Annotated in this window: 19 protein-coding genes; 13 read left to right on the top strand and 6 right to left on the bottom strand. The window is 70.9% G+C overall.

The features are described from left to right. The gene (locus DI005_RS23695; RefSeq protein WP_113643583.1) at positions 1-3,357 is read left to right on the top strand and encodes an error-prone DNA polymerase; all 3,357 of its coding nucleotides are present in this window, start codon (positions 1-3) and stop codon (positions 3,355-3,357) included. Positions 3,358-3,601: 244 nt separating this feature from the next. Further along, entirely contained in the window at positions 3,602-4,195 is a 594-nt protein-coding gene (locus DI005_RS23685; protein ID WP_112277007.1) for a pentapeptide repeat-containing protein, read from the top strand. A 22-nt stretch (positions 4,196-4,217) separates the two neighbouring features. On the opposite strand, the gene DI005_RS23680 is transcribed toward DI005_RS23685, so the two are convergent. After that, positions 4,218-6,530: a TNT domain-containing protein gene (locus tag DI005_RS23680; RefSeq protein WP_113643582.1), complete on the bottom strand. Its 2,313-nt coding sequence runs from the start codon at positions 6,528-6,530 to the stop codon at positions 4,218-4,220. 253 nt (positions 6,531-6,783) lie between these two features. Here DI005_RS23680 and DI005_RS23675 point away from each other — a divergent pair, with 253 nt between their 5' ends. From DI005_RS23675 to DI005_RS23665, 3 genes are all read left to right on the top strand, one after another. Beyond that, positions 6,784-7,728 carry a DMT family transporter gene (locus DI005_RS23675; protein ID WP_255565748.1) on the top strand — a complete coding sequence of 315 codons (945 nt, stop codon included), beginning with the start codon at positions 6,784-6,786 and terminating at the stop codon, positions 7,726-7,728. Then, on the top strand, positions 7,725-8,579 hold the full coding sequence (locus DI005_RS23670; RefSeq protein WP_112277013.1) for a bifunctional methylenetetrahydrofolate dehydrogenase/methenyltetrahydrofolate cyclohydrolase: 855 nt from the start codon (positions 7,725-7,727) through the stop codon (positions 8,577-8,579). Before DI005_RS23675 ends, DI005_RS23670 begins: the two co-directional genes overlap by 4 nt. Positions 8,580-8,641: 62 nt before the next feature. Further along, positions 8,642-8,875: a DUF3017 domain-containing protein gene (locus DI005_RS23665; RefSeq protein WP_113643590.1), complete on the top strand. Its 234-nt coding sequence runs from the start codon at positions 8,642-8,644 to the stop codon at positions 8,873-8,875. A 137-nt stretch (positions 8,876-9,012) separates the two neighbouring features. Here the strand turns inward: DI005_RS23665 and DI005_RS23660 are convergent, their stop codons facing one another. The 3 genes from DI005_RS23660 to DI005_RS23645 form a co-directional block, all read right to left on the bottom strand. Further along, on the bottom strand, positions 9,013-10,233 hold the full coding sequence (locus DI005_RS23660) for an MFS transporter (RefSeq protein WP_113643580.1): 1,221 nt from the start codon (positions 10,231-10,233) through the stop codon (positions 9,013-9,015). 255 nt (positions 10,234-10,488) lie between these two features. Further along, positions 10,489-10,737 (bottom strand): hypothetical protein, encoded by a 249-nt coding sequence (locus DI005_RS23655; protein WP_113643579.1) that lies wholly within the window; start codon positions 10,735-10,737, stop codon positions 10,489-10,491. Between the two features lie 525 nt (positions 10,738-11,262). Further along, complete coding sequence (locus DI005_RS23645; RefSeq protein WP_112277016.1) at positions 11,263-11,451, bottom strand: DUF1918 domain-containing protein; 189 nt, start codon at positions 11,449-11,451, stop codon at positions 11,263-11,265. A 134-nt stretch (positions 11,452-11,585) separates the two neighbouring features. Between DI005_RS23645 and asnB the strand changes: the two genes are divergently transcribed. Beyond that, positions 11,586-13,109: an asparagine synthase (glutamine-hydrolyzing) gene (gene asnB, locus DI005_RS23640; RefSeq protein ID WP_113643578.1), complete on the top strand. Its 1,524-nt coding sequence runs from the start codon at positions 11,586-11,588 to the stop codon at positions 13,107-13,109. 66 nt (positions 13,110-13,175) lie between these two features. Here the strand turns inward: asnB and DI005_RS23635 are convergent, their stop codons facing one another. Continuing rightward, positions 13,176-14,015, bottom strand: coding sequence for a TIGR03560 family F420-dependent LLM class oxidoreductase (locus tag DI005_RS23635; protein WP_112277020.1), 840 nt, complete (start codon positions 14,013-14,015; stop codon positions 13,176-13,178). Between the two features lie 2 nt (positions 14,016-14,017). After that, on the bottom strand, positions 14,018-14,506 hold the full coding sequence (locus tag DI005_RS23630) for a hypothetical protein (RefSeq protein WP_137097396.1): 489 nt from the start codon (positions 14,504-14,506) through the stop codon (positions 14,018-14,020). A 226-nt stretch (positions 14,507-14,732) separates the two neighbouring features. Here DI005_RS23630 and DI005_RS23625 point away from each other — a divergent pair, with 226 nt between their 5' ends. The 7 genes from DI005_RS23625 to cofG form a co-directional block, all read left to right on the top strand. Next, a complete protein-coding gene (locus DI005_RS23625) occupies positions 14,733-15,956 on the top strand; it encodes an NADP-dependent isocitrate dehydrogenase (protein WP_112277024.1) in 1,224 nt (407 codons plus the stop codon). Between the two features lie 78 nt (positions 15,957-16,034). Further along, positions 16,035-16,553, top strand: coding sequence for a hypothetical protein (locus tag DI005_RS23620; RefSeq protein WP_112277026.1), 519 nt, complete (start codon positions 16,035-16,037; stop codon positions 16,551-16,553). A gap of 185 nt (positions 16,554-16,738) precedes the next feature. Next, complete coding sequence (locus DI005_RS23615) at positions 16,739-17,056, top strand: SH3 domain-containing protein (protein WP_113643576.1); 318 nt, start codon at positions 16,739-16,741, stop codon at positions 17,054-17,056. Between the two features lie 52 nt (positions 17,057-17,108). Next, positions 17,109-17,918 carry an exodeoxyribonuclease III gene (locus DI005_RS23610; protein ID WP_113643589.1) on the top strand — a complete coding sequence of 270 codons (810 nt, stop codon included), beginning with the start codon at positions 17,109-17,111 and terminating at the stop codon, positions 17,916-17,918. A gap of 172 nt (positions 17,919-18,090) precedes the next feature. Then, positions 18,091-18,762: an HD family hydrolase gene (locus DI005_RS23605; protein WP_113643588.1), complete on the top strand. Its 672-nt coding sequence runs from the start codon at positions 18,091-18,093 to the stop codon at positions 18,760-18,762. A 138-nt stretch (positions 18,763-18,900) separates the two neighbouring features. Further along, a complete protein-coding gene (locus DI005_RS23600) occupies positions 18,901-19,212 on the top strand; it encodes a hypothetical protein (protein WP_228714331.1) in 312 nt (103 codons plus the stop codon). 56 nt (positions 19,213-19,268) lie between these two features. After that, a partial coding sequence (cofG, locus tag DI005_RS23590; protein ID WP_113643587.1) for a 7,8-didemethyl-8-hydroxy-5-deazariboflavin synthase CofG occupies positions 19,269-20,948 on the top strand: 1,680 nt, incomplete at its 3' end.

The raw sequence follows: 20,948 nt of genomic DNA, 5'->3' as shown, positions 1-20,948 counted from the left end.
ATGGGCTGGAACAATCCGCCGATCCCGTGGCGGGAACTGGAACGCACCCTCTCCGGCAGGGCCGAGCCGTTCGACAAGGTGGGAGACGGCAACGACAGCCCTGCGTGGGGGCGCAAGCGGGAGCGGTACCTCCGGCCCGCCGATCTGTGCTCGCTGCGCGGTGCCGACGACACCGGGGCGGCCACCCGTGTGCCGTACGCGGAGCTGCACTGCCATTCGAACTTCAGTTTCCTCGACGGGGCAAGCCATCCCGAGGAGCTGGTCGAGGAGGCGGTGCGGCTCGGGCTCGACGCCATCGCGATCACCGACCACGACGGGATGTACGGCGTGGCCCGGTTCGCCGAGGCGGCACGGGAGGTCGGCATGCGCACGGTGTTCGGCACCGAGCTGAGCCTCGGTCTCTCCGGACCGCAGAACGGGATCGCCGATCCCGAGGGCGAGCACCTCTTGCTCCTGGCGAAGGGGGAGCAGGGGTACGCGAGCCTCTGCCGGGCCATCACGGCGGGCCAGCTGAAGGGGCACGACGTGGAGCTGCCCCCGGCGGAACGGGCCGAGAAGGGGCGCCCGGTGTACGACCTCGACACCATCGCCGGGGAGGTGGCGGGCAAGTGCGCCGTCCTCACGGGTTGCCGCAAGGGAGCCGTGCGGCGCGCACTGGTGGAACAGGGCCCCGAGGCGGCCGCGCTGCGGTTGCGTGAGCTGGTCGACCGGTTCGGCGAGGACGACGTGTACGTCGAGCTGATCGACCACGGCAGGCCGCTCGACAGCACGCACAACGACGCGCTCGCGGGGCTCGCCGAGGAGTTCGGCCTGCCCACCGTGGCCACCAACGCGGTGCACTACGCGATCCCGCAGCGGGCCTACCTGGCGCAGGCGGTCTCCGCCATCAGGGCCCGCCGCGGCCTCGACGAGATGGAGGGGTGGCTCGCCGCCGCCGGTACCGCTCACCTGCGTTCCGGCGCGGAGATGCAGGCCCGGTTCGCCCGCTACCCCGGGGCCGTGCAGAGGGCCGCGCTGCTCGGCACGCAGATCGCGTTCCCGCTGCACCTGGTCGCGCCGGAACTCCCGCCGTTCGACGTCCCGGATGGCTACACGGAGGCCACCTACCTGCGGTACCTGACCTACGAGGGCGCGAAGAAGCAGTACGGCACCCGGGAGGCTCACCCGAAGGCCTACGAGCAACTCGACCACGAGCTGGACATCATCGAGCGGCTCGGGTTTCCCGGGTACTTCCTGATCGTGTGGGACATCGCGAAGTTCTGCCGGGACAACGACATCCTGTGCCAGGGCCGGGGCTCGGCGGCGAACTCCGCGGTCTGCTACGCGCTGGGCATCACCAAGGTCGACCCGGTGGAGTGGAAGCTGCTCTTCGAGCGGTTCCTCGCGCCGGACCGCGACGGCTACCCGGACATCGACCTCGACATCGAGTCCGACCAGCGTGAGAAGGCGATCCAGTACGTCTACGAGAAGCACGGCAGGCTGCGCACCGCGCAGGTGGCGAACGTGATCACCTACCGGGCCCGTTCAGCGGTGCGCGACGCGGCCAGGGCGCTCGGCCACTCACCGGGACAGCAGGACGCCTGGAGCAAGCAGATCGACCGCTGGGGCCCGCTGCGCAACACCAGAGGCGAGACCGACCACGACATCCCCGCCAACGTGCTGGGACTGGCCGCCGCGCTGGAGGACTTCCCTCGGCACCTCGGCATCCACTCGGGCGGGATGGTGATCTGCAACCGGCCGGTGAGCGAAGTCTGCCCCATCGAGTGGGCGCGCATGGAGAACCGCAGCGTTCTGCAGTGGGAGAAGGACGACTGCGCCTCCGTCGGGCTGGTCAAGTTCGACCTGCTCGGGCTCGGCATGCTCTCCGCGCTGCACTACATGATCGACCTGGTGCGGGAGCACGAGGGCATCGATATCGACCTCAGCAAGATGCCGCTCGAGGACGAGAACGTCTACGACATGCTCAGCCGCGCCGACGCGATCGGTGTGTTCCAGGTGGAGAGCAGGGCGCAGCTGGCCACCCTGCCCCGGCTCGCGCCGAAGAAGTTCTACGACCTCGCCATCGAGGTCGCGCTGATCAGGCCCGGGCCAATCCAGGGCGGCTCCGTGCACCCCTACATCCGGCGCTACACCAAGAAGGAGAAGTGGAAGCACGACCATCCGCTGTTGGAGAACGCGCTGGACAAGACACTGGGCGTGCCGCTGTTCCAGGAACAGATGATGCAGATCGCCCTCGACGTCGCGAACTTCACCGCGGCCGAGGCCGACGAGCTCCGGCACGCCATGGGAGCGAAACGGTCGGGCCGGAAGATGGAGCGGCTGCGGCGGAGGTTCTACGAGGGGGCCGCGCGCAACGGCGTCGACGAGAAGATGGCGGAGCACATCTTCCAGAAGATGCGGGCGTTCTCCAACTTCGGTTTTCCGGAAAGCCACGCGCTGAGCTTCGCGTACCTGGTCTTCGCCAGCGCGTACTTCAAGTACTACCACCCGGAGGCGTTCTGCGCCGGGCTGTTGCGCGCGCAGCCCATGGGCTTCTACTCGCCGCAGTCGCTGGTGGCGGACGCCCGGCGGCACGGTGTCACGGTGCGCGGTCCCGACGTCAACGCCAGCCTGCCCCACGCGACGCTGGAACCGTTGGGAGACGGCGAGTCCGGTCTCGCCGTCCGCATCGGGCTCAGCGCGGTGCGCACGATCGGCGAGCCGCTCGCGAAACGGCTCGTCGCCGAGCGGGACAGCGGCGGCGCCTACCGCGACATGGCCGACGTGGCGCGGCGCGTGCGGCTGACCACGCCGCAGGTCGAGGCACTCGCCACCGCGGGCGCATTCGGCTGCTTCGAGCGCGACCGGCGCAAGGCGCTCTGGGCCGCGGGCGCCGTCGCGGAGGAACGGCCGGAGAAGCTGCCGGGCGGCACGCCCGGCGCCAGTGCGCCCACGCTGCCCGGGATGGACGACCTCGATGTCGCGGTCGCGGACGTGTGGGCAACCGGGCTGTCGCCGGACAGCTTCCCCACGCAGTTCATCAGGGACCGGCTCGACGCGCTCGGGGTGGTCACCGCCGAACGACTTCAGGAGATGGAGGACGGCAAACGGGTCCTCATCGGCGGCGCGGTCACCCACCGGCAGCGTCCCGGCACCGCCGGCGGGATCACGTTCCTCAACATCGAGGACGAGACAGGCATGGTCAACGTCATCTGTACGGCCGGCCTGTGGCAGCGCTACCACCGCGTCGCCCGCTCCAGCCAGGCGATGCTGGTCCGCGGGGTCGTGGAACGCGCGGACGGTGTGGTTAGCCTGCTCGCCGACCGGCTACAGCACCTGCCCATGCGGATCAGGTCGAAGTCGAGGGACTTCCAATGACCTCACGCGCGCAGTCCGTGCCGGTCCGCCCAGCGGGCTTGGTCGGCGAACCGCGCCATCCTGCACAACTGTGCGCGCACGGGGCCACAGGCGCAGAACCGGCACGACCACCCGGACTTCCGGGCTCACCTGCTCGGCCGCATTCGCCTGGACCGGGTCGACCCATCCCCGGAGGGCCGCGCGGTTGCGCACGCTGTTCGAGCGCATCACGTGATGGCAACACACGATGTGCGATGCTGGCCGGATGGACGAGTCCGAAGTGGACGAGGACTACCGTGACGCGGTGCTGCCCGGTGCGCGGTGGGAGAAGCGGATGTTCGTGCGCTGCGACTTCACTGATGCCGACCTGCGCGGGCTGGTCACGCGCGGCTGCACGTTCGACAGCTGCGACTTCAGCCGGGCCGACCTCGGCGAGTCCCGGCACACGTCCTCGGCGTTCCGGTCGTGCACGTTCAACCGGACCGTGCTCGGCCGCTCGGAGTGGTCCGGGTGCTCGCTGCTGGGCTCGTCCTTTCTGGACTGCGCGCTGCGGCCGATCACGGTGCGGGACTGCGACCTGTCCCTGGCGTCGCTGGGCGGCGCGAAGCTCAAGGGCACGAACCTGTCCGGGCTCCGGCTGCGCGAGGCCAACCTGACCGATGCCGATCTGCGGGAGACCGACCTGCGCGACGCCGACCTGACCGGTGCCCGGTTGCTCGACGCACAGCTCGTCGGCGCCGACCTGCGTGGTGCCCGGATCGACGCCGACGGCCTGCGACAGGCCCGGCTCACCGGCGCGCATGTCGACCTGGACACCGCCGTCGCCTACGCCGCGGCGAACGGTCTCGTCGTCCACTGAGGCAACGGACGACAACTCGTGCCTAGTCGATGGGCGGTTCGCCGGGTTCGAGCTCGATGAGGTCGCCCTCGGCCAGCAGCTCCTCGATGGAAGCCGGCAGCAGGTAGGCGGCACCGCCGCCCGGCTGGTTGAACCACGGGATCGCCACACCGGCGAGCGCCTCCAGCGGCCGCTGCACCCGGTACAGGTGGTACGGCCGGCTGACCCACTCCGGCACCAGCGAGCGCTCCTCGAACGGCGTCCCCGCCGCGTAGGTGAGGTTGCCGTTCGCGCCGCCGAAGCGGTCGAGCTCGCTGCCGACCGGCAGGGTTCGCATCTCCTTGCCGCGGAACAGCGTGAGCGGCGGCTCGCCGGAGAGCGGCTGGATCGGCCACTGCTGCTGGCCGCCACCCGAGGCTCGTGCCTCCGGCTTCTCCGTGGCGGGTCGCGCCTCCCGGCGCGGCGGCGCCGGCGGAGCGTCCCTCGGCGGCAGCCCGCCCGACGCGGCGGGCACCGCGGCACCGCCGAGTGCGCGCCGCCCGCCCGAGGGCTCCTCCCTCGGCGGACCGGGGCGGGGTGCCTCGGCGGGAGGAGCGGTCTCGCGTGCGGGCGGTGGCGGGCGCATGCCCGTCGCCACCTCGGGCGACAGCGTCGCCATCACGGGCCGCGACGGTGGCACCGGCGCCGCGGGCTGTGGTGGCTGGCGCTCCTCGGCCGCGGGAGCGGCTGGAGCCGGTGCGGGCGGTGGCGGCGCTCCCTGCGGCACCTCACCGACGCCCGCGGGGGAAAGCAGCAGCTTGCCCAGCATGAACGCCGTAGCGTCACCCGCATCGCCGAACACGGCGGGGCTCTTCAGCCCGCCGTCGTACCAGCCGACGCGCCAACCCTCGGCGACCTGCTCGATGCTCCAGCCCCGCTCAGTGGGCTCGCCGATGCGGTAGGCACCCTGCGGCACGCCCAGCTCGTCGAGCTTCTCCTGCAGGTCGTCGAGGTGGGGGTCGTCGTGCATCGGCGGCGCCGGTGCGGGGGAGAACTGCGTCGGCGGGCCGCCGTCGTCGTCCAGCTCGGCGCGGCCCGGCAGCGGCTGCTGCTCGGTCGTTTGCTGGGACGGCGGCAGTTCGACCGGCTCCTCCTCGCCGGGCGGTTCCTGCACCGCGTGCTGGGTGACCGGCGGCGGCGCGGGCGAGGTGACGGTGGTCGGCGGCCCGCTCTCGAAGCCCGGCGTGGGCGTGTACGTGGTGCCCTGCTCGGCGTGTGCGTCCTCGGGCTCGGGGTGTTCATCGGCGTAGTCGTCGGCGGCCGTGTACTGGTCGGTGTCGTACTCGTCCGGCTCCCGGCCGTCGACGTGCTGGGGCTCGTCGAACCGCGGCGGCTCGGCCAGCTGCGTGCGCTCGGCGCCGTGCTCGGCGAAGTGCTCCTCGAACGGCGGCTCCGGCTCGTGCGGCACGGGCTCCTCGACGGCCGCCTGCGAGGGGGCAGGTTCCGGCTCCGGTGCCGGCGGAGGGGGCGGCGGCGGGGCCGACGGCCGTTGCTGCAGGTTCTGGCCCCGCGTGATGTGCGCGGCGGCCGCCTGTCGCACGGGGTCGGGGACGTCGGGGATGCCGAACCCGTTCGCCCTCATGTGCTGCAGCAGGTCGGGCTCCGGAGCGACGCCGTACTCCCGCAGGTAGTAGTTGACGGCCGCGGGCCAGATCCAGGAGCCGTCGCTGTGGAACGCGATGGGGACCGTGCTCTCGGGTGTGCTGGCGAGCCGGTCGATGTCGTAACCCCGGCCCGGCACCACCACGGGGGCTCCGTCGAGGTAGTCGAGCACCCGGTCCTGCTCCTCGACGTCGAGCTCAGGCCGGTTGATCACGGGGCCGTTCGGGCCGACGCCGTCGAAGATCCGGGCCATGCGGAACCGGGGCCCTGGACGCTCGGGGCCGAGACCGGCCATGCGCCGCATGAGCCAGTCGGGCACGTTCTCCTCGGAGCGGGGGAACATGCGCAGCTCGTCGGCGTAGGCCTGGGGCGGCGGCGCCAGGTCCCAGTGCGGCTCGTCGCGGTCGTACTCGAGGTTGTAGCTCGACGGGTGGTCCAGTTGGTAGCGCGCGTTGAACCAGGTGCCCCTGCCCTCGCGATACATCCCGGCGCGCAGCCTGCCGAACAGCGTCGCGATGTCGTGGGTCGCCAGCCACTCCTCTGTGGTGCCGTCGGACGTCACGACCTCGCCGGTCAGCTCGTGGTACCTCCCTACGGCGCGGTACTCCGCGGTCACCCGCCGCCAGTCTCGCGGGGCGGCTCGGAGCAAGGAGAGGCCGATCTGCTTGACCAGGGTGTCCTGCTCGGTTGCGTTCAGCTGGGTCGGAAGTGCCACGCCAACATCTTGACTAATTCATGCCGTCAATGCACGGCACATGTGGACATCGAAGCCGTTGTCGCTGATACATCGCGTGTGACGTCAACCCTGGGAAGTGTGGCTCGCCACAGATCACCGGATCGAAGCAACCGAGCCGTAGCCCGAGGACTGACAATGGCACGCGATGGCTACCCCGCGTACCGGTCCGGCGCCCCCTCGTCCTACGAACGAAGCAAGCACGCCCACGTCCCGAGCAAAGCGCCTCGGCGGCGTGGCGTTGGCGCTCGTCACGGGCCTCGCGATGGCCGTGCAGAGCAGGGTCAACGGGCAGCTGGGCACGGAGCTGAACGACTCGGCGCTCGCGGCGGTGATCTCCTTCGGCGGCGGCCTGCTGCTGCTTCTCGCATGGCTCGCGGCCTCACGGTCCATGCGGCGGGGGCTCGGCCGGACCGTGTCGGCGGTGCGAACGGGCACGCTGCGGCCCTGGCAGTGCCTCGGCGGCGTCGCGGGCGCGACGTACGTCCTCGCCCAGTCGCTCACCGTGGCGCTCCTCGGCGTCGCGATGTTCACCGTGGGCGTCGTGGCGGGTCAGACGGTGAGCGGCTTGCTCGTGGACCGCGCGGGGCTCGGCCCGGCGGGCAAACGGCCGTCCTCGTGGCCGAGGGTCCTCGGCGCCCTGTTGACGGTGCTCGCCGTGGCCGGCGCGCTGGTGGGCGATCTCGCGGAGAACGCCGACCTCTCGCGGCTGTGGCTGCTCGTGCTGCCGTGCATCGCCGGTGCCGGGATGGCCGTGCAGCAGGCGTTCAACGGCCACGTCGGCGCCGTGTCCCGTAGCCCGCTCGCGGCCACCCTCGTCAACTTCACCGCCGGAACGGCAGTGCTGGTGCTGGCCTGGTTCGTCTCACTGCTCACGCGTGGTGGCCCGGACGCGTGGCCGGCCAACCCGCTGCTCTACCTCGGCGGACTGGTGGGGATCTTGTTCATCGCGACAGCGTCGTTCGTCGTCACCTGGATCGGGGTGTTGCTGCTCGGGCTCAGCTCCGTCGCCGGGCAGCTGATCGGCTCCGTGCTGCTCGACGCGTTCCTGCCTGCCGGGGTCACGCGGCTCACCGCGTCGACGGTGATCGGCTGTGCGGTGGCGCTCGTCGCCATCGCCGTCGCGGGCCTGGGCGGGCGGCGACGGGGCCGTGCGCTTTTGAAACAATCGGGACCGTGACGGCGACGATTCTCGACGGCAAGGCCACCAAGAACGCCATCTTCGCGGAGCTTGCTCCGAGGGTGGCCGCGCTCGCCGAGCGGGGGATCGTCCCCGGGCTCGCGACCGTGCTGGTCGGTGACGACCCCGGCTCGCACGCCTACGTGAAGATGAAGCACGCCGACAGCGCGAAGGTCGGGGTCAACTCGATCCGGCGGGACCTGCCCGGCGACATCTCGCAGGCCAAGCTCGAAGCCGTGATCGACGAGCTGAACGCCGACCCGGCCTGCACGGGCTACATCGTGCAGCTGCCGTTGCCGAAGCACCTGGACTCCGGCGCGATCCTCGAGCGCATCGACCCCGCCAAGGACGCCGACGGCCTGGCGCCCATCAGCCTCGGCAGGCTCGTGCTGAACCAGCCCGCACCGCTGCCGTGCACGCCCCTCGGCATCGTGGAGCTGCTCCGCCGCTACGACGTGCCGCTCGACGGCGCGCAGGTGGCCGTGGTCGGCAGGGGCATCACGGTCGGCAGGACGCTCGGCCTGCTGCTGACGCGGCGCAGCGAGAACGCGACGGTCACGCTGTGCCACACCGGTACCCGTGACCTGGCCGCCGAGGTCCGGCGCGCCGACATCGTCGTTGCCGCGGCCGGGTCGCCGGGGCTCATCACGCCGGAGATGGTCAAGCCCGGAGCCGCGGTGCTCGACGTGGGCGTCTCCCGGGTCGACGGCAAGCTGACCGGCGACGTGGCTCCCGGCGTCGCCGAGATCGCGGGGTACGTCGCGCCGAACCCCGGCGGGGTGGGCCCGATGACGCGGGCGATGCTCGTGTCGAACGTGGTCGAGGCCGCCGAGCGGGCCGCGGCGAGGTGACCGTGACGACGCCGAGGCCGGACCGCCGCCGGCTGCTCGCCCACCTCCCGTTCGCGGTGGTGATGCTGCTCGTGGCGGTCGCGGCGCTGCGGATCGGGATGTACCACTGGCGGCAGGGGGCTGCCCTGATCGGTGGGGCGCTGCTGGTGGCGGCCGTGCTGCGGGCCGCGCTTTCGGACGAGCAGGCCGGCCTGCTGCAGATCAGGGGCCGGGCGGTCGACGTCCTCAGCTATGCGGGCCTTGGCCTGCTCATCCTCTTCATCGCGCTGACGATCACCGGCGGCCCGCTCGGCTGACCCGCCCGCCCCACTGCAGTGAAGGCCACCTTCACTGCGTGGGATCAACACAGCGGCGCGCAGCGTCTCCGTTTGGGTGGTGGTGGGAGACGGGTGGGCGCAGGCATGGTGGCCTTCACTGCAGCTCGGCCAAGAGGTCAGGCGCGGCCCGTTGGGGCGAGTGCGCCCGGCTCCGCGTCCACCAGGGCGGCCGCCTCCTCGGCCAGTGTGACGTTCTCGCGGCGGTCGAGTCCCGCCGACACGGCGGCCAGACCGAGGCCAAGCGCGGCCAGCAGCGCGCCGACCCAGTTCGGCGCCACGAGCCCCATGCCGCCCGCGATCACCAGGCCACCGAGGTACGCCCCGATCGAGTTGGCGATGTTGAACGCGGACTGCACCGCCGCCGACACCAGCGATGGGGAGCCGCCTGCCTTCTCCATCACCCGCGCCTGCAGGATCGGGCCGACCATGAAGGCGGCGACGCCGACCAGGAAGATCGTGATAGCGGCGCCGATCTTGCTGTGCGCGGTCACGGTGAACGCCGTGAGCACGGTGCCCAGTCCGAAGAGCGCGCCGCACAGCGCGGGCATCGGAGCCCGGTCGGCGAGCCTGCCGCCGAGGAAGTTGCCCAGCGTCATGCCCAGGCCGGCGAGCGAGAGCAGCAGCGTCACCGTCGCGGGCTGGAAGCCGGCCACGTCGGTCATCATCGGCGTCACGTAGCTCAGGCACGCGAAGCCGCCGCCGAGGCCGAACGTGACGATCGCCAGTGCCAGCCACACCTGCGGGCGCCGGAACGCCGCCAGCTCGCCGCGCAGCGACGCCTCGGCGGGCCTGCCCTGGTGCGGCACGAGCTTGGCGATGCTCATCAGCGCGGCGGCGCCGATCAGCGCGACGAGCAGGAAGGTGGCGCGCCAGCCGACCTGTTGGCCGAGGAGCGTGCCGAGCGGGACACCGATCACGTTGGCCAGCGTGAGGCCCATGAACATCATCGAGACGGCCTTGGCCTTCTCTCCCGCGCCGACGAGGCTCGACGCCACCACCGCGCCCGCCCCGAAGAACGCCCCGTGCGGCAGTCCTGCGAGGAAGCGGAAGAACACCCCGAACTCGTGGTTGGGGGCGAGCGCGAACAGGGCGTTGCCCGCTATGAACAGGACCATCATCGACATCAACATGGTCTTGCGGGGCAGCCGTACCGCGAACACGGTCAGCAGTGGAGCGCCCACCACCACGCCGAGCGCGTAGGCGGAGATCAGGTATCCGGCGGCGGGGATCGAGACCCCGAAGTCGGCGGCGGCTTCCGGTAGCACGCCCATCATCACGAACTCAGTGGTTCCGATGCCGAAGGCGCCAATGGCCAGCGCGAGCAGCGCTATGGGCACAGTCTTCCCTCCGAGGTAACAGAGCTGGATCGATAAAGGTCGAGGGCACAAAGAAAGACAGACCAGCGTCTGACCCCTGTGTCGCTGGGCTGTCCTCGGTCCAGTCTCAACGCGAGGGGGCCACGATGTCATCCCGGTTGCGGGTGACGATGCCCACGGCGGGGAGAGGTAACGCCGCGCCTGCCGTTTCGCGGCCAGAACTCCATCGAGCAGTCCGGGGAAGGGCGCGTCGAAGATCCTTGCGGCGCAACCAGTTCAGCCGCGTGGTGCCCTGCGGGCGCCGCCGATCACCCCGGCTTTCTCGCGGGTCCGCAGGTGGTGGGTGAGTGTGGACTTGCTCACGGGCACGTCGAACGCGCCGCACGTGAGCTCGCTGTCGTCCTTCGCCAGCTGTCGCGCCGTCCCCAGCCGCACCGGGTCGGCGAGTTGCCTGCAGCGCGGTCTCGCGATCCGGCTCTCGAACTGGTTCGGCGTGCGGCACGCGACCGCAGGCTCGGCGCTCATGCGGCCGATGCTCGCGCTCGGCGCGCTCGCCGTCGGCGCCAGCGGTTACGTCATCGCGGGCCTCTTGCCCGCGCTCACCCGCGACCTTTCGGTGTCGGAACCGGCGGCCGCCCAGCTCGTCACCGCGTTCGCCATCGCCCACGCCGTGGGCTTGCCCCTGATCGCCCCTGGCGATCGTCCGCTGCGAGCGCCGTCGCCTGCTTGCGGCCACCGAGCTGAACCCGGCGGTCGCCCCGGTGTTCGGCGGGCTGACGCGCGCGGTGGTCGCCGGGGTCCCGCTCGGCAGCCTCCCCGGTCGACCCGATCGGCTACCGAGGGGTGTTCGGCCTGGTCGCCGCGTTCTCGATCGGCGCCGCTGTCGCGGTGGGCCTGCTGCCGTCCGTGGCCGCGCCGCCCGCGGTCGGGCGGCGCGACCCGTCCGCTGTCGCGAGGGACCCGCGCGTGCTGGCGTTGCTGTGCGCGATCGTGCTCGGCTCTACCTCGGGACCTTCAGCGTCTACACCTTCATCACGCCGGTGTGGCCGCTCAGTCGGCGTGACCTTCGACCTCGCAATCGGGGCCCGGGAAAACGAGCCCTTCGTGACCGTCGGAAAACCGCACCAGATATGGCGGCTGGCCCTGTTCGCCCCGGACCTCGACGATTTCGCCCTGTTGTTCGCCTGCGCCCACTGTGCGCCCGTGTACGCGGATCCGGTCTCCCACGGATGCTTGCATCGTTGACCACCTCCGTTGGGACAAGGGTAGGAGCAGGTGGAACGGCAGTCGAGTGACCGGGAGTAATGCACACCACGGTTGATCGGACGAAATTCAACTACACTCGGTCGTAACCGAGGAGGTGCTGAGCACCAGTGTGTGGAATAGTTGCCGCGGTCGGCAACATCGATACAGACAAGTGCCAGAGAATGTTGCACCGGATCAAACATCGGGGTCCGGATGACACGGGAGAAATTCGCAGGGGAGACGTCTGGCTCGGCCATCAGCGACTGTCCATCATGGACGTCGCGGGCGGGCACCAGCCGTTGACCGACTCCGGAGCCACCACGTATCTCGTGGCCAACGGGGAGATCTACAACCACCGTCACATCAGGGAAGACCTCGGACACGAGCTGTTCGAGACCGGCTCCGACAGCGAGGCCGCCCTGCACGCGCTGATCGTCGACGGGCCGGTCGGCCTGGCTCGGTTGCGCGGGATGTTCGCGCTGGCGTTCGCCACGGGGGACGGCGACTTCCTCGCCGCCCGTGACCCGCTCGGCGTGAAGCCGCTGTACTGGGCGCGCCGAGACGACGTGATCCTGTTCGCCAGCGAGCTGCGTGCCTTCGACGAGGAGGACCGGCCGCTCGTCGAGAGCTTCCCGCCAGGGCACTGCTGGAGCCCGGCGGGCGGGCTCGTGCGCTTCGCCGACGCCATCCCCGCGCACGTGCGGCCCGCGCGGCGAGCGGAGGAGCCGGGCGTGTGGGACCGTGCGCTGGTCAAGGCCGTGCGCGAGTCGATCGTCACCGCCGTGGAGAACCGCATGATGAGCGACGTCGGCGTGGGTGTGTTCCTCTCCGGCGGGCTCGACTCGGCGATCGTCGCCGCCGTGGCCGCCGACTACGCGGCCAAGCACGGGCAGCCGCTGCCGACGTTCGCGGTGGGCTCCGAGGGCAGCTCCGACCTCGCCGCCGCGAGGGTGGTCGCGGAGTACCTCGACGCGAAGCACGGCAACATCGAGCACCACGAGATCCTGATGTCCAAGCAGGACGCGATCGACGCGCTGCCAAGGGCGGTCACGGCGATCGAGCATTACGACCCCTCGCTCGTGCGCAGCGCGGTGCCGAACCTGCTGCTCGCCGAGTACGCCTCGCGGCGGGTGCACGCGGTGCTGACGGGGGAGGGCGCCGACGAGCTGTTCGCCGGGTACTCCTACTACCACGAGGAGCCGTTCACCGATCCGGACGCGTTGCAGGCGGAGCTCGTCCGCACGGTCGGCGAGCTGCACCACCTCAACCTCCAGCGCTGCGACCGCGCGTCGATGGCCTTCGGGCTGGAGGCGCGGGAGCCGTTCCTCGACCGCGACGTGGTGGAGCTGGCGCTGTCGATCCCGCCCGAGCACAAGATGATCCGGCCGGGAGTGGAGGAGAAGAAGCTGCTGCGTGACGCCTTCGAGGGCTGGCTGCCCGAGTCGATCCTGCGCAGGGGCAAGGAGCAGTTCGGTGACGGCTCCGGGGCCAAGGAGGTGCTGGAGAACGCCGTGCGCGAGTCGCCCGACGTGACGGCCGCCGCCGGCGTCGAGCTGCGCAACCGCGAGGAGGCGGGCTTCTACGCGATCTGGCACCGCGAGCTGGCCGGCATCCGCCCGGACGCCACGCTGGGCCTCTTCGCCACCACGTAGCCCCTGACTGCCCCCCAAGGCCACCTTTGTTGCGTTCAACGCAACAAAGGTGGCCTTGGGGGGCGGTTACACGAGCGGGGCGGCGGCTTCGGCCAGCTGCTCCAGGAACGCCGGCTCGTTGTGGTGCGGGAGGTTGAACACCAGGAGGTCCACGCCCGCCTCCCGGTAGCCGTGGGCCTCCTCGACGGCGGGGCCGATGCCCTTGTCGGCGTGCACGCGGACGTTCACCGCGCACGCGATCTCGCTCGGGTCGCGGCCGACGTCGGCACAGTGGGCGAGCAGGATCTCCCTGAGCTCCAGCCACTGCCGCGGTGACTCCGTTCCCGCATGCCACGCCTGCGCCCAGCGTGCCGCGGCCCGCAGGGTGCGCTTCGGGCCGCGCCCGCCGATCGTGATGGGCGGGTGGGGCCGCTGCACCGGCTTCGGCTCGCACCGGGCGTCGGTGAGCCGGACGTGCTTGCCGTGCAGGGTCGTGGTGGGCTGCGTGAGCAGTCCGATGATGGCCTGCACGCCCTCGTCGAAGAGGTCGAACCGGTCCCTCAACGGTGGCAGCTCGATGCCGTAGGCGTCGCACTCCTGCCGGTTCCAGCCCGCGCCGAGGCCGAGCTCCAGCCTGCCGCCGGAGATGATGTCCGTGGTGGCCGCCATGTTCGCGAGCACCGCGGGGTGGCGGTAGATCATGCCCGTGACCTGGCAGCCGATGCGGATACGGCGCGTGGCCTGCGCCAGCGCGGCGAGCATGGTCCAGCCCTCGAGGTTCGGGGCGGTCACGTCGCCGGAGAGCGGGTAGAAGTGGTCCCAGTTCCACGCGGACTCGAACAGCTCGATGTCGTCGGCGGCCCGCCAGACCTCCAGCAGTTCGGCCCACGTGGTGTGCTCGGGCTTGGTCTTGATCCCCAACCGCATCGCTACGCCTCCCCGTCCTCGGGCGAGAACCTACGTCGCAGCAGCGCGCACGCCAGCCCGGCACCGGTGAGCAGCGTGCCGACCGCGAGTACGGCGCCCAGCGAGACCAACGTGAGCGTGCCCACCCCGAGCTCCAGCCAGCGCGGCAGGCCGCCCAGCGCGTCGTAGACGGTGCTGGGCGAGACGATCCCGAGCAGTCCCGGCGCCACGCCCCACAGCAGGCCGCCGGTGAGCGGCGCCGCGGCGGAAACCGCACCGAGCGCGGCGACGACCAGCAGAAGCGCCGCGCCGCCCACGATCAGGGCCGCGGCCGCGCCGTCTCCGCTCTCCGACTCCTCGGCCATCCGCGCGAACTGCCTGCCACCGCCGGACGAGAGCGCCCACAGCCCCACCGGGGTGAGGACCAGCCCGGCGAGCGCTGACAGCAGGTGGGCCGAGGCCCGGCCGCGCCGCCGCGCCGAGCGCGGGCCGGGAGCCGTGTCTTGGGGCATCGTCGACATCTGGTGTTGGCCTCCGTCGTCGCGCCCGTCACGGCCCCATGCGCGGGGCCCTTCGGGCGTCGTAGATTGCGGTGAGCCGAGTCTGACACCAGCGGCAAAGGGTACTGGTGAGTAACCAGGGCCCGCCGACATCGGTCCCGAAATAGCAGTACGCTTGTACCGCTAACACCTGCCTGAAGGACGAACGCGTAGACCCGCGAGAGGAGCCCCGCCGCTCATGGCCAAGATCAAGGTCGAGGGCACCGTCGTCGAACTCGACGGCGATGAGATGACCCGCATTATCTGGCAGTTCATCAAGGACAAGCTGGTCCACCCGTATCTGGACATCAACCTCGAGTACTACGACCTGGGCATTGAGGAGCGGGACCGCACCGACGACCAGATCACGGTCGACGCCGCGAACGCCATCAAGAAGCACGGTGTCGGCGTGAAGTGCGCCACCATCACGCCGGACGAGGCCCGCGTCGAGGAGTTCGGCCTGAAGAAGATGTGGCGGAGCCCGAACGGCACCATCCGCAACATCCTCGGCGGCGTGATCTTCCGCGAGCCGATCGTCATCCAGAACATCCCTCGGCTCGTCCCCGGCTGGACGAAGCCGATCATCGTCGGCCGTCACGCGCACGGTGACCAGTACAAGGCCACCGACTTCAAGGTCCCGGGCCCCGGCACCGTGACGATGACCTACACCCCCGAGGACGGCTCCGAGCCCATCGAGTTCGAGGTCGCGAACTTCCCCGAGGGCGGCGGCGTCGCCATGGGCATGTACAACTACCGGCGCTCGATCGAGGACTTCGCGCGGGCCTCGCTGCAGTACGGCCTCGACCGCGGCTTCCCCGTCTACATGTCGACGAAGAACACGATCCTCAAGGCCTACGACGGCATGTTCAAGGACGTGTTCCAGGAGATCTTCGACGCCGAGTTCAAGGCCGACTTCGACGCCAAGGGCCTCACCTACGAGCACCGGCTGATCGACGACATGGTCGCCGCCTCGCTCAAGTGGGAGGGCGGCTACGTCTGGGCCTGCAAGAACTACGACGGCGACGTGCAGTCCGACACCGTGGCGCAGGGCTTCGGCTCGCTGGGCCTCATGACCTCGGTGCTGCGCACGCCGGACGGCCGCACCGTCGAGGCCGAGGCCGCGCACGGCACGGTGACCCGGCACTACCGCCAGCACCAGCAGGGCAAGCCGACCTCGACCAACCCGATCGCGTCGATCTTCGCGTGGACCCGTGGCCTCGAGCACCGCGGCAAGCTGGACGGCAACTCCGAGCTGGTGGGCTTCGCCAACAAGCTCGAGCAGGTCGTCATCGAGACCGTCGAGAGCGGCAAGATGACCAAGGACCTCGCCCTGCTCGTCGGCAAGGACCAGCCGTACCAGACCACCGAGGAGTTCCTCGCGACGCTGGACGAGAACCTGGCCCGCAAGATCTCGCAGGGCTGAGTCCCCGCGAGCTGACTGCCGCACCACCACAACGGCGCGCGGTCCCCGGACGGGACCGCGCGCCGCTACTATGCGCGCGTGCTGATCCGATCTCGTGCCGCGCTCGCCCTGTTGCTCCTCCTGGTGGTCGCCGGGTGCAGCCAGCAGGTCGGCGGCACCGCCTCCGCGCCGGAGAACGCAGGTTCGAGCCGGAGCGCCGAGCCGAGCTCCGAGCCGACCTCCGAGGAGCCGTCGAGCACGCCCGCGTCCTCGTCGATCGACGTTTCGCAGCTGCCGGGCACCTGGCGGGGCTCGTACTTCTGCGCTCAGGGCGAGACCGGGCTGGAGCTCGAGGTCTCCCCGGCCGAGGGCGACACGGTGCCGGCGGTGTTCTCCTTCTTCCCCGTCGAGGGCGGTCCGCCGACTCCGTCGGGCAGCTTCAAGGTCAACGGCGTCGAGGAGAACGGTCAGTTCGTGTTCCGCCAGGACGCCTGGATCGAGCAGCCCGAGGGCTTCGTGATGGTGGACCTGGGCGTCGCCTCGGTGGAGAACGGCACGATGACGGGCCGCGTCGGCGGCCCCGGCTGCGACGCCTTCTCGCTCACCAAGGAGAACTAGGACCGGATCGTGAGCTCGCGCCTGCGCGGCCGCGGGGCGCTCCGCTGCACCCCTCAATGACGGAGGGTGACTGACCACTAACGGCGATGGCGCACGCGAGTGGATTGCGGGGTCGGGGTCTGTTTCGGGGGCCAGGGTGCCCTTACCCTGCGAGCAGCGCCTGTCGCCGTCGGTAAGGAGTGCGCGTGGTACTCGGGATACCGAAGAAGACGCTGATCATGCTGGGCCTGCTGGTGGGCGTGGTCGTCATCTTCGCGCTCGGTTCGGACCAGCAGTCCTCCGGCGCCGAAGGCGGCTCCTCGGAGTGCCGCGTCACGGTGACCGCGGACATCCTCAACGTGCGCGCCGGGCCCGGCCTCGACGCGGAGATCGTTGGCAAGTACCGGCAGGACGCCGAGGCGGAGGCGTTCACGAAGGTGCAGAACGGCTTCCGGCAGCTGTCCGAGAACCGGTGGGCCGCCGACGAGTTCCTCGAGCCGGTCGACGGCGCCAACTGCGGTTAGGGCGGGTCTCCCGACCCCGGCGGTGTCGGAGCCCGCCGGTAGCCTGCCCGGCGTGCTGACTGTCTCGACCGTGAACGTCAACGGCCTGCGGGCCGCCGCCAAGAAGGGCTTCACCGAGTGGTTCGCGGCCACCGGTGCGGACGTCGTCGCCTGCCAGGAGGTGCGCGCCGACGCCGAGAGCCTGTCCGCGCGGCTGCGTGAGCCCGACGGCTGGCACACCGCGCACGCGGCATGTTCGATCAAGGGCCGCAACGGCGTCTGCCTCTACAGCCGCGTGGAGCCGGAGTCGGTGCGCGTCGGCTTCGGTGAGGCGGAGTTCGAGGAGAGCGGGCGCTACGTCGAGATGCACCTGCCTGGCCTGGTGGTGGCGAGCCTGTACCTGCCGAGCGGCGACGTCGGCACCGAGCGGCAGGAGGAGAAGGAACGCTTCATGCGGGCGTTCCTGCCCTACCTCGTCGAGCTGCGCGGCAAGGCCGAGGCGTCGGGGCGGGAGGTGCTGGTGGTGGGCGACTGGAACATCGCGCACGCCGAGATCGACCTCAAGAACTGGAGGGGCAACCGCAAGAACTCGGGCTTCCTTCCGGAGGAACGCGAGTGGATGGGCCGCGTGTTCGGGGAGGCCGGCTACGTCGACCTCCAGCGCAAGCTCGACCCGGAGGGCCCCGGCCCGTACACGTGGTGGTCCTACCGCGGCAAGGCGTTCGACAACGACTCGGGCTGGCGGATCGACTACCTCGTGGCGACCCCTGGTCTCGCGCAGCGGTGCACCTCGGTGGTGGTGGAGCGTGCGGAGACCTACGACCAGCGCTGGTCAGACCACGCCCCGGTGACGGCGACCTTCGACTGGGACTGGCCGAGTTAGGAACGCGGGGCGTTCAGCCCGAGATCGGTCACCATGTGGCGATGTTCGGCTCGGCGACGGGCGAGTCCTTCGACGTGGCCTGCGGCGACGTGGACGTGGTCATGGAGTTCGTCGTGCAACGGTGCTGAAACCCCGTTGCCCCGCCTGCGGCCGGCCTGCCAGGCTCGGCGCCGTGCCGGCTCCTGACGACGGACTCCTCCTCGACGCCAACCCGCTGCCCGACGGCCTGCCCGCCAGGCTGGTGGAGCAGCTGACCTTCCTCGCCGAGGTCGACAGGCTCAAGACCGTGCTGCGGCAGTCGCCGCTCGCCGCCGCGTCGCGGCGCGAGAACGACGCCGAACACTCGTGGCATCTGGCGTTGATGGTCACGGTGCTCGCCGAGTACGCCGACGAGCCGATCGACGTGGGGCACACCGTCGAGCTGGTGGTGGTGCACGATCTCGTGGAGATCTACGCGGGTGACACGCCCCTCTACGACGACGAGGGCCGGCTCACGCAGGAACAACGCGAACGGGAGGCCGCCGACGCGCTGTTCGGTCTCCTACCCGCCGACCAGGCCCGGCGCTTGCGTGCGTGGTGGGACGAGTTCGAGGCCCGCGTCACGCCGGAGGCCCGTTTCGCGAAGGCGATGGACCGCCTGCAGCCGTTGCTGCTGAACTGGCTCGCGAAGGGCGGCACCTGGCAGTCCCCCGGGGTCACGGCCGACACGGTCCGGAGCCGCAAGGCGTGCATCGGCGAGGCGTCCGCCCAGCTGGGGTCCGTCGCCCGCGCCCTGATTGACGAGGGCGAACACCGCGGGTGGGTCGAGCCGGGTCACCCCAACCCCGACCCCGTCGCGGGTTAGCCCCAGTGGCTCGCTAGTCTCTGCCGACGTGCACGAAGATCGCCAGGGTTGACACTCTCGGTAGTTTTCTTCGCGGCAACACTCACTCTTTAGGGTGAGCGACGCAGGAATGGCAGTCTCGACTCGGGAGGCACTCCGGTGCGCAACCCAGACAGTGAGCCGGCCCGCCCGGCAGCGCGCGTACTCGCCTACGCGGCTGTCCTCACCGGCGTTCCGGCAAGCCTGCTCGTCGCAGGGGCCGGCAGCGCGTCCGCAGCGCAGGCCGAGCCCAACGCGATGACCTTCGGGTTGCTCGGCCCCGTTGGCCTGGTCGCGGTCGTGCTGGGCATCCTGGGCATGACCGCGGGTGTCGTCAGGCAGCGCCGGAAGGCCCGCGCCGCGGCGGTCGTTCCCGTCGATCCCGCCCCCGCTCCCGCCGAGGCCGCGGTTTATTCCCGCGCAGGCGAGTAATCACTCACAGCCGAAGGGCTTAACGATCAGGTCGCGGCACGCCTAGTCTCGGGTTCATGCCTGAACCCGTGTCGATCGCGCCGCCCGAGCCGCCGCCCTCAGCCTCCGCGCTGCGTCGCGCGCTCAAGCGTGCCGTGGATGGTGTTGCTCTTGATGTGACCGAGTCGGCGGTGTTGTTGCATGCTCGGGGGGAGGATCTGGAGGGGTTGTTGGCCGCGGCGGGCCGGGTGCGTGCGGCGCATCTGGCCGATCAGGGCCGGGTGGGGGTGGTGACTTACAGTCGCAAGGTTTTCGTTCCGTTGACCCGGTTGTGCCGGGATCGGTGTCATTACTGCACGTTCGTGACCGTTCCGGGCAAGGTGCATTCGTTGTATCTGGAGCGGGAGGAGGTGCTGGAGATCGCGCGTGCGGGGGCGGCGGCGGGCTGTAAGGAGGCGTTGTTCACGCTGGGTGATCGGCCGGAGGATCGGTGGCCGCAGGCGCGGCAGTGGCTGGACGAGCGTGGTTATGGCTCCACTGTGGACTACGTGCGGGCGTGCGCGATCGCGGTGCTGGAGGAGACCGGTTTGCTGCCGCATCTCAATCCGGGGGTGCTGAGCTGGGAGGAGTTGCAGCGGCTCAAGCCCGTCGCGCCGAGCATGGGGATGATGCTGGAGACCACGGCGCGGCGGTTGTGGTCGGAGAAGGGCATGCCGCACTACGGCAGCCCGGACAAGGAGCCGGCGGTGCGGCTGCGGGTGCTGGATGACGCCGGTCGGGTGGGGGTGCCGTTCACCACGGGCATCCTGGTGGGTATCGGGGAGACGCTCACCGAGCGGGCCGAGTCGCTGCACGCCCTGCGCCGGTGCGCGCGGCAGTACCGCAACATCCAGGAGATCATCGTCCAGAACTTCCGCGCCAAGCCGGACACGGCCATGCGTTCGGCGCCGGACGCCGACCTGGAGGGGCTGGCCGCCACGATCGCCGTGGCCCGGCTGCTGATGCCGCCGGGGGTGAGCGTGCAGGCGCCGCCGAACCTGGTCGGTGACCAGCACGCGCTGGTGCTGCGCGCGGGCATCGACGACTGGGGCGGGGTGTCCCCGGTGACCCCGGATCATGTCAACCCCGAGCGCCCGTGGCCGCGGATCGACGAGCTGGCCGGGTGGACGCGGCAGGCCGGGTTCACGCTGCGCGAGAGGCTGACCGTCTACCCGAAGTACGTGCGCGGCGCGGAGAAGTGGATCGACGTCCGGCTGCACCCGCACGTCACCGCGCTGGCCACCGCCGACGGGCTCGCCGAGCCCGGCGCCGTGGTGCGGGGCCGCGACTGGCAGGAGCCCGACGGCGGCCTGGCCACCGTCGGCCGCGCCGACCTGCACACCGCGATCGACACCGAGGGCCGCACCGCCGACCGGCGCGGCGACTTCGACAGCGTCTACGGCGACTGGGACCTCCTGCGCGAACAGGTGCCCGGCGCGCCCACGCACACCCTGCCGCCGACGCGCCGGTCAGACCCCGCGCCGCAGCGGCTGGACACCGACGTGCGCGCGGGGCTGCGGCTGGCCGCGGACTACCCGGGGGCGCTGCTGGAGCCGGCCCACACCGCCGCGGCGATGGCGCTGCTCACCGCCGAGGGCCCGGCGCTGGACACCCTGACCCGGCTGGCCGACGAACTCCGCGCCGACGTGGTGGGCGACGACATCACCTACGTGGTCAACCGCAACATCAACTTCTCCAACGTCTGCTACGTGGGCTGC

It is taken from the genome of Prauserella sp. PE36 (assembly GCF_003311655.1).
Lineage (GTDB): Bacteria > Actinomycetota > Actinomycetes > Mycobacteriales > Pseudonocardiaceae > Prauserella_A > Prauserella_A endophytica.
Note: the sequence above shows the minus strand (reverse complement) of the source record. Positions and strands in the feature narration are given on the sequence as shown.